At 64.6% G+C, this 8975-nt stretch carries 9 protein-coding genes; 7 read left to right on the top strand and 2 right to left on the bottom strand.

Going from position 1 to position 8975, the window contains the following annotated elements; translation table 11 throughout:
- The 6 genes from RCI06_RS12520 to RCI06_RS12495 all read left to right on the top strand — a co-directional run.
- On the top strand, positions 1–975 hold a 975-nt coding region (locus RCI06_RS12520), incomplete at its 5' end, for a BMP family ABC transporter substrate-binding protein (protein WP_306576254.1).
- A gap of 92 nt (positions 976–1067) precedes the next feature.
- Positions 1068–2594, top strand: coding sequence for an ABC transporter ATP-binding protein (locus RCI06_RS12515; protein ID WP_101549649.1), 1527 nt, complete (start codon positions 1068–1070; stop codon positions 2592–2594).
- Positions 2584–3678 carry an ABC transporter permease gene (locus RCI06_RS12510; RefSeq protein WP_306576253.1) on the top strand — a complete coding sequence of 365 codons (1095 nt, stop codon included), beginning with the start codon at positions 2584–2586 and terminating at the stop codon, positions 3676–3678. The genes RCI06_RS12515 and RCI06_RS12510 overlap by 11 nt, the downstream gene beginning before the upstream one ends.
- Before the next feature lies 1 nt (position 3679).
- Positions 3680–4585, top strand: a complete 906-nt coding sequence (locus RCI06_RS12505) for an ABC transporter permease (RefSeq protein WP_101549653.1) — start codon at positions 3680–3682, stop codon at positions 4583–4585.
- A gap of 22 nt (positions 4586–4607) precedes the next feature.
- A complete protein-coding gene (locus RCI06_RS12500; RefSeq protein ID WP_306576252.1) occupies positions 4608–5087 on the top strand; it encodes an ureidoglycolate lyase in 480 nt (159 codons plus the stop codon).
- A gap of 13 nt (positions 5088–5100) precedes the next feature.
- Positions 5101–5997: a ribokinase gene (locus tag RCI06_RS12495; protein WP_306576251.1), complete on the top strand. Its 897-nt coding sequence runs from the start codon at positions 5101–5103 to the stop codon at positions 5995–5997.
- 339 nt (positions 5998–6336) lie between these two features.
- Here the strand turns inward: RCI06_RS12495 and RCI06_RS12490 are convergent, their stop codons facing one another.
- Both RCI06_RS12490 and RCI06_RS12485 read right to left on the bottom strand, forming a co-directional pair.
- A complete protein-coding gene (locus RCI06_RS12490) occupies positions 6337–7104 on the bottom strand; it encodes a hypothetical protein (protein ID WP_306576250.1) in 768 nt (255 codons plus the stop codon).
- A gap of 171 nt (positions 7105–7275) precedes the next feature.
- Positions 7276–7932 (bottom strand): hypothetical protein, encoded by a 657-nt coding sequence (locus RCI06_RS12485; RefSeq protein ID WP_101549663.1) that lies wholly within the window; start codon positions 7930–7932, stop codon positions 7276–7278.
- Between the two features lie 195 nt (positions 7933–8127).
- On the opposite strand from RCI06_RS12485, the gene RCI06_RS12480 reads away from it, so the two are divergent.
- Positions 8128–8847, top strand: coding sequence for a glycerophosphodiester phosphodiesterase family protein (locus tag RCI06_RS12480; protein ID WP_306576249.1), 720 nt, complete (start codon positions 8128–8130; stop codon positions 8845–8847).
- Positions 8848–8975: the final 128 nt, after the last annotated feature.

The raw sequence follows: 8975 nt of genomic DNA, 5'->3' as shown, positions 1-8975 counted from the left end.
CCCGCGCCCTCCGAGGACGCCGCCCCCGCCGAGGAGCCCGCCGCACAGGCCGAAGCGAGCGTCCCGACCGGCGACAAGCCGATCGCGCTGCTCATCCCGTCCCCCGTGGGCGACCCGTTCATCGCGCTGTGCGTGAAGGGCCTTGAGAAGCTGTCCGCCGAGACCGGGGCCGAGCTCAAGATCATTGAAACGCTCGACAAGGCGGAATATGAGGATCAGGTCCGCGCGATGGCCGAGCTGGGCGCCAACCCCGTCTACTGCATGTGGGGCGACCTGTCCGAGCTGGCCGTCAAGGTGGCTCCCGAGTATCCGGACACCAAGTTCATCCTCGCGGACGTCTACATGAAGACGAACGAGCCGAACGTCAGCTCGATCTCGGTCGACCCGTACGCCTCCTCCTTCATCGCGGGCTATCTCGCGGCGAACACCACCGAGGCCAAGAAGGTGGGCTTCATCGCCCACGCGGACCGTCCCGTCAGCCGCCGGTACCGCGACGGCTTCATCGCCGGCGTGCACCACGTCGATGAGAACATCCCCGTCGAGGTCGCCTATGTCGGCAACGACCAGGACCCCGTCAAGGGCCAGGAAGTCGCCAAGCTGATGATCCAGAATAACGGCGTCGACCTCATCTTCCAGTCCGCCTCCCGCAGCGGCCTCGGCGTCATCGCCGGCTGCGCCGACCAGGGCATCAAGTGCATCGGCAGCGACGACTACCAGGGCGACGTCGATCCGTGCGTCTTCTGGTCCGCCCTCAAGCCGTTCGACGAGGCCCTCTATGTGGAAGGCAAGAGCGTGTTCGACGGCACCTACGAGAGCGGCGACAAGGCCTACGGCCTGGCGCAGGGGCTCCCGATGTACGATCAGCGCGACTTTGACAAGCTCCCCAAGGAGCTGCAGGACGGCGTGCTCGAGATCGTCGAGGGCATCAAGAACGGCACCATCCAGGTCACTGAGGACGAAAACGTTGTAAAATAACCCCCGAACGCTCCGGTGGGCGGCAGGAAGGCTCCTGCCGCCCGCCGAATAATCCAACGGACGGAATGGTTCCGCTCAGGATGGAGGCAATTATGGAAGACGTCATTCTGGAAGTCAAGGGGATGTGCAAATACTTCGGCTCGCTCGTCGCGAACGAGGACATCAACATGACGGTGAAGCGCGCGTCGGTGCATTCGATCATCGGCGAGAACGGCGCGGGCAAGTCGACGCTGATGAACATGATCGCGGGCATCTATAAGCCGAGCAAGGGCGAGGTGTTCGTCAACGGCAAAAAGGTCGTGTTCCGCAACCCCAACGACGCGGCGAAATGCGGGATCGGCATGGTCCACCAGGAATTCATGCTCTATCCCGAGCTTACGGTGCTGGAAAACCTCATGATGGGCTTTGAGACCACCCGCATGGGATATTTCCTGGACAGGAAAAAGGCGAGGAAGGATATCCAGGAGATCTGCGACAAGTACAAGTTTTCCATCCCGCTGGACGAAAAGGCGCAGGACCTGCCTGTTTCGCTTCTCCAGCAGGTGGAGATCGTGAAGGTCCTCTACAAGGGCGCGGACATCATCATCCTCGACGAGCCGACCGCGGTGCTCACCCCGCAGGGGATCGAGGGCCTGTTCGATGCGATCCGCTATCTGACTGAACACGGAAAAACTGTGATCCTGATTACCCACAAGCTCAAAGAGGTAATGGAGATCTCTGACTATATTACGGTGCTCAAAAACGGCCGCGTCACCGGCAACCTGACCCCCGCCGAGGCCAGCGAGCAGCTGCTCGCGAGCCTGATGGTCGGGCGCGAGGTGCTTTTCAACACCCAGAAGCAGGAAAAGGAGATCGGCGAGGACCTGCTGGCCGTGAAGGATTTGACCGTCAAAAGCGACGACGGCGTCGTCAAGGTCAAGAACGTCAGCTTCTCGGTGAAAAAGGGCGAGATCGTCGGCGTCGCGGGCGTCGCGGGCTCGGGGCAGGGAGAGCTGATCGAAAGCCTCTTCGGGCTGCGCAGGCCCGAATCGGGCGAGATCCGCTACAAGGGGGAGAACATCACCCACCTCTCCCCGCGCGGCCACCGGGTCGACCGGATCGGCTACGTCCCGCAGGACCGCCTCGGCACCGGCTGCGCCCGGGATTCGAGCATCCTGGAAAACTGCATCATGGGCTACCATGTGGCCCACAAGTTCAAAAACCCGCTGCTCGTCAACAAAAAGGAGGCCGAAGGGTTCTCCAAACAGGTCGTCGAGGACTTCTCGGTCAAGGCCGAAAGCGTCTACACGCAGATCGGCACCCTCTCGGGCGGCAACATCCAGAAGGTGGTCGTCGGGCGGGAGTTCTGCCAGGAGAACGACCTGCTGGTCGTCGAGGACCCCACCCGCGGCATCGACGTGGGCGCGATCGAGTTTATCTGGCAGAAGATCATCCAGATCGCGGAGGCGGGCGTCTCGGTCCTGCTCGTGAGCCACGAGCTCGGCGAGGTCATGGAGCTTTCCGACCGCATCCTCGTCATGTATAACGGCGAGATCACCGGAAACCTGCGGAATACCGACGAGCTGGACGAGCAGACGGTCGGCATGTACATGTTGGGAGGGAAAAGGGATGAAGCTTAACCTCAGGCTTTCCACGAACGGAAAGCTCACCGTCCTCAAATATCTCGTCGCCGCGCTGCTGGTCATGATCATCGGATCGGTCATCATCCTCTCCCAGGGCAACAGCCCGGCGGAGGCGTTCAAGGCGCTCGGCGTGGGCGCGTTCGGCAGCGTCAGCGCGATCGGCACCACGATCCGCTGGGCCACCCCGAGCATCATCACCGGCATCTCCGCCGTCATCGCCTTCAAATCGGGCATTTGGAACGTGGGCATCGAGGGGCAGATGTATTTCGGCGCGTTCGTCTCGGCGGTCGTCGGCTACCAGCTGCTCATGCCCCGCGGGGTACATATCGTCGTCTGCCTGCTGGTGGCGGGGCTCAGCGGCATGATCTTCTCCTTCATCCCCGCCATCCTCAAGCTGCTGCTCGACGTCAACGAGCTGATCAGCACCCTGATGCTCAACTACGCGGCGCTGCTCTTCACCGAGTACCTGACCTTCAAGTACATGGGCTTCGACGCGTCCGAGCTGGCCGACGCGATCGCCACCCCGGACATGCAGCCGACCGCCCGCCTGTCGGTGCTCCTGCCGCGCACGAGCGCGACGACGGCGATCTTCATCGCCATCGGCATCGCGATCCTGGTGCACCTGCTCTACAAGTACACCGTCAAGGGGTACGAGCTCAAGATGGTCGGCGAGAACCTCAAGTTTTCCAAGTTCGGCGGCGTCAACTACAAGAGCACCTTCCTGACGATCTTCCTGCTCAGCGGGTTCATTGCGGGCATGTGCGGCGGCACCGAAATGATGGGCACCTTCGGCAAGTTCCGTCCCGGCTTCGCCACCAACCTCGGCTGGGACGGCGTCATGATCGCCTCGATCGCCAAGAACAACCCCATCGCGGTCATCTTCATCTCGTTCATCTGGGGCGCGCTCAAGAGCGGCTCCTTCCACATGGAACGCGTCACCGAGACCAACCGGCTGGTGATTTCGGTGCTCCAGGCGCTCTTCGTGCTGCTTGTCGCGATCGACTACGAGGCGCTCTACAAGTGGTTCTGCGACCAGAAACAACTGCGCATGCTGCGCAAACAGGAAAGCGGGGTGCAGTGAGATGCTGGGAATTCTGCTGAGCACCTCCACGCTGGCGGCGACCGTCCGCCTGTCCGCGCCGCTCGCGCTGGCCACGATGGGCAGCGTCTTCGGCCACAAGGCGAAAATCTTCAACATCGGGCTGGAAAGCTACGTGCTCACGAGCGCCTTCTTCGCCACCTGGGGCAGCTATCTCTTCGAGAACGCGTTCATGGGGCTGCTCTTCGGCATGGCCAGCGGCGTCGTGATGTCCGCGATCTTCGGCACCTTCGTGCTGCACTTTAAGTCCGACCCCATCGTCGTCGGCATCGCGATGAACCTGAGCGCATGGGGGCTCACCTCGCTGCTCCTCTTCAACATCTTCCACATCCGCGGCTCGATCATGGACCCGCGCATCAAGAGCTTCGGCAGCATCGACATCCCGCTGCTGGGCAGGATCCCCTTCGTGGGCGAGCTGCTCAACAACCACAACATCCTCGTTTACGCGGCCTTCGCCGTCGTAATCGTCTCGCAGATCGTCATGTACAAGACCCGTTTCGGTCTGCGCCTGCGGGGCGTCGGCCTCAACGAAAAGGCGATCCAGAGCGCGGGCGTCTCGGTGACCAAGTACAAATGGGCCTCGCTGATCATCACCGGCGTGCTCGCGGGCGCGGCGGGGGCCTGCCTGCCGCTGAGCGGCATCTCGATGTTCACCGAGAACATGTCCGCCGGCAAGGGCTTCCTCGCGGTCTCGGCCGCGCGCATCGGCAAGGGCGACCCCTTCAAGGCGTTCTTCGCCTGCCTGATCTTCGCGTTCGCGGACGCGGTGTCGGTCGGCCTCCAGAGCTTCAACATCCCCTCGCAGCTCGTGCTGATGACCCCCTATATCGCCACCGTCGTGGTGATGTGCCTGACGAACCTCGATCAGCTCAAGAAAAACGCCGTCTGACGGCCGGAAAGGGTTGGATAGGATGACCATCAAGGCGATCCCCATCGGGGAGTTCGACTTTACCCCCTACGGGACCTACTACAATCTGAAGGAGGACGCCGAACGGGTGTCCCACACCAAGACCGACGCCTATGAGGACCACATGACCAAAGCCCCCCTCATCGACACGCTGGGGCACCTGGGCTACACGATCGGCGGGGCCGCGCCCTGCGAGGTGCGCTCGATGGAGAAGCACGCCCACACCGAGGAGGCGATCTTCTGCATGGCGGAGCCGGTCATCCTCTGCGTGGCGCTGCCGCACGGCGGCGAGCCGCCGCGCGCGGAGGACGTGTGCGCGGTGCTGCTCTCCCCCGGGGAGGCGGCCGTCATGGCGCGGGAGGTCTGGCACGACGCCTGCCGCGGGCTCGGAAAGCCCGCCGGGTACTACTACCTCGCCAAGGCGGGGGAGCGCCCCGCCGACTGGCTGCCGGTGAGCGGCGGGCCGGTCGCGCTCGAATACTGAGGGGGGCCCCGCGATGCGCGTATTGAATTTCGGCTCCCTCAACATCGACTATGTCTATTCCCTCGACCACATCGTCGCGCCCGGCGAGACGATCACCTCCCGGGGGCTCGAGGTCTTCCCGGGCGGCAAGGGCCTCAACCAGTCGGTGGCGCTCGCGCGCGCGGGCGCCGAGGTCTGCCACGCGGGCATGGTGGGAGAGGACGGCGGCATGCTGCTCGACGTCTGCCGGGAGGCGGGCGTGGATGTGAGCCGCGTGCGCACCGTCGGAACCCGCACCGGCAACGCGATCATCCAGGTGAGCGCGAAGGGACAGAACAGCATCGTGCTCTATCCCGGCGCGAACCGCGCGATCACGCGGGAATACGCGGACGGGGTGCTCGCGGATTTCGGCCCGGGGGACCTGCTCCTGCTGCAAAATGAGGTAAACCTCGTGGACTACCTGATCGACCGCGCGCATGAGCGGGGGATGACCATTGCGCTCAACCCCTCGCCCTTCGACGAGCGGATGCTCGCGTGCGACCTTCGGAAGGTGGATATCTTCCTCCTCAACGAGGTGGAGGGCGCGCAGATCTCCGGCAGGGAGGACCCCCTGGAAATCCTGCCGGAGATGCTCTCGCGGTTCCCCGGCTCCCGTATCGTGCTGACGCTGGGGAAGAGCGGCGTCCTTTACGGGGAGGGGGAAACGAGGCTCTCCCACGGGGTGTACGACGTGCCCGTCGTGGACACGACGGCCGCGGGGGATACCTTCACCGGCTTTTTCCTCGCGTCGGCGCTGGGAGGGGAGACGGTGGCGGAGGCGTTGCGGCTCGCGTCGGCGGCCTCCTCGCTGGCGGTATCCAAAAAGGGCGCGTCCTCCTCGATCCCGACGATCGAAGAGGTGCGCGCCGCGAGGCTCCCTCTGTCAAAATAGCCCCCGGGGGCATAAGGAAGGGCCGGGCGATGGGAAAAATCCCATCGCCCGGCCCTTATGTGATCGCCGCCTCCCGCGCCGCCGGCCCCGCCCGCGCCCGCGAAGGCCGCGGGCGCGGGATCTCTGTGCCGGTGTGGTTATAACAGGAGGGTCGGGTGTAACAGGAGAACGGCTGGTGGATGCCCGGGAAGGCATGGTGTGGCAGAGCGGTGCATCTTTGGTTACCTCCCAAAGAAACGGGGGAACGCCCCCATTGACAGGATATGCGCGGACGGGGGGAGGGGTGCGGGGAAAAACGGAACCGGCCCCGCCGGGGCGGGACCGGATCCGAGGGCTTTCTCAGCCCGCCTCATCCCGCACGCGGAAATCCTCGAGGGAGGAAAAGAAAAATTTCCGGTTGCCGAAAAAGTAAAAGAGGAAAAAGAGGCAGACGAGCACGAAGAGGCCGCACTCGACCGTGTTGGCAAAGAGGGTGAAGTCCTCTCCCGTCTTGACGAAGAGCCCGACGAGCTTGCCGATCAGGGAGGTGTTCCCGGCGGCCTGCGCGCCGCCCATCATGCCGTCCATCCCCATGCCGGCCATGCCCATCCCGCCGGACGGGTCCATGCCTCCCATCGCGCCCATGCCCCCGCCCGAAAAGATCGACAGGGAGCTCCCGGCCGCGGCGGCGACCCCCTCCTGAAGGGAGGAGAAGAAGGCCGTGAGCCCGCCGGAGATCGACAGGGCCGCCTGCGCCGCCGGGGCGACGGCCGCCTGGAGGTCGGCGGAGACCGCCCCGCCCCGCCCGTCGAGCAGGGTGGGGAAGAAGGTCTGGATGACGCGCGACGCCCCCGCCGCGAAGAGGAAGACGATGTTGCTGAAGAAGGCGTAGCGGTCGACGCCGTAGACCGATAGCCACGCCGCGGCGCCGAGGACGAGGATGATAAACGCCGACAAAAACTCGGTGACCGTCTCGAACTGGGCGCTTGCAACGGTGGCGCGCCAGGTAAAGCTGACCGCCTGCCAGACGACGAAGACCGGCAGCAGCAGATAGATATAGAGATTCAGCGCGCCCATCGGGCGCCCGTAATATTCGATTTTCCTGGCGCGGTAGTCCTTGCTACCCATGGCAATCCCCCCACATCTGGCCGCGACGCCCCTCGGGCGGTCGCCGCGCAACACAATCATATCACAAAATGCGCAAAGGTCCAACCATAGAGTGCGGCGTTTGGCGCGTTTTCCTGCGGACGGCCGAAAAAAAGTCCCCGCCCTCTGCGGGCGGGGACGGGACGCGCGGGTTCATTTGGCGAAGGAGGGCAGGACGGCTTTGGTCCCGGGGGCCGCCCCGGATCCGTCGGAGGCCGGCTTGGAGGCGGCGTCCCGCTTCTCTTCGGCGCGGTCGGCGTCGGTGACCCTGCGGGGGGAGAGCGCGCCGGAGGCGTTTTCCACCTTCTGCGCCGAGATCACATAGGTGCCGGGCGCGCGGGTGCGGATCGCGAAGACGGGGTCGCCGTCGCCCGTCTCGGTGGCGGTGAAGCTGGAGGTCACGTCGGTGAGGCCGGTCTTTTTCACCTGGTAGATCGTCACGTCGCCCGGCTTGACGGTCAGCTCCCCGTCTTCATCCACGAAGCGGTTGTAGAGCAGCAGGGTGGGCGCGGAGGTGGCGGGGATCGACGGGTTCACCGTGAAGGCGTAGAGGTAGGCGTCGAGGTCGTAGAAATCGGCCCCATAGGCGCAGTCGTCCCAGTCGGTCGACAGCTCGACGTAAAACTTCTCCGCGTCGGAATCCGCCTTGAAGGAGAGCTTGGCGTAGGTGACGTTGTCGTTGCCAAAGGTGACGGTGTTGTCGCCGTTTTCGTTCGGCTTGACGACGCCGCCCATCGAAGACGCGAAGGCGGCGGTCGCGAGCGCGGACGCCGTCAGGACGGCGAGGAGCAGGGAGATCCATTTTTTCATGTCGGTTCCTCCTGAAAGCTGTGTTGGGTCCGGTAAAGAACAATTCCATTATACCCGCAAAATGTGAATAATGCGTGAAATCTTTTCCAATTTCCCCGGAAAGACCGAGCGGGCGTTGCGGCGGGGCGCGGCGCGTGGTAAAATGGAACCGGCCGGGAAACCGGCCGATCAAATCTGTCATGGAGATTATGCGCAATGCTGCTGAAAGGATATCAGAAGGTGGCCCACCGGGGGCTGCACGCGGCGGGGAAGGGGGTCCCCGAGAACTCCCTGCCCGCGTTTCGCGCGGCGGCTGAGGCGGGCTATGCGATCGAGCTGGACGTGCACCGCGCTGCGGACGGGACGCTCGTGGTCTTCCACGACCACGACCTGCGGCGGATGACGGGGGCGCGGGGGACGGTGGAGCGGATGGACTTCCGGAGCCTGCGCCGCCTGCGGCTGGGCGGCACCGCCTGTACGATCCCGCTGCTGCGGGAGGTGCTCGAATGTGTGGGCGGGCGGGTGCCGCTGCTCATCGAACTCAAAAACGGCGGGCTTCCCGGCGCGCTGGAGCGCACGCTCGTGCGGGAGCTCGCGGGCTACCGCGGCCCGGTGATCCTCGAGTCCTTTAACCCCCTCACCGTCTGGTGGCTGCGGAGAAACGCGCCCCATCTTGTGTGCGGCCAGCTCGCCTGCCGGAAGTACGAGGGCCTGCGGGACGGCCTGCGCGCCTACGCCCTGCGGCATATGCTCTTCAACTGCGTTTCGAGGCCCCAGTTCGTCGCCTACGAGCTGGGCGGCATCACCGAAAAGCTGCGGCTGAAATGCCGCCGCAAAAAGCTCCCGCTGCTCGCGTGGACGGTGCGCACCCCGGAGGAGGGCAGGCTCGCGCGCGCCAGGTGCGACGGCATGATCTTTGAAGCGATCCGCCCGTGAACGGGCATAAAACGAAGGGGCGCCCCCGGCCCTGGGGCGGGGGGGGCCCCTTTCGGTGTACCGACCGGGAGCCGGGGGGGTAAACACAAGAGAAGCAGCCGACGCACCAGGGGGCGGGTAGATATAGG

This window comes from Anaerotruncus massiliensis (ex Togo et al. 2026) (assembly GCF_030825285.1).
Classification (GTDB): domain Bacteria; phylum Bacillota; class Clostridia; order Oscillospirales; family Ruminococcaceae; genus Anaerotruncus; species Anaerotruncus massiliensis.
This window is presented reverse-complemented; position numbering and strand designations above follow the sequence as displayed.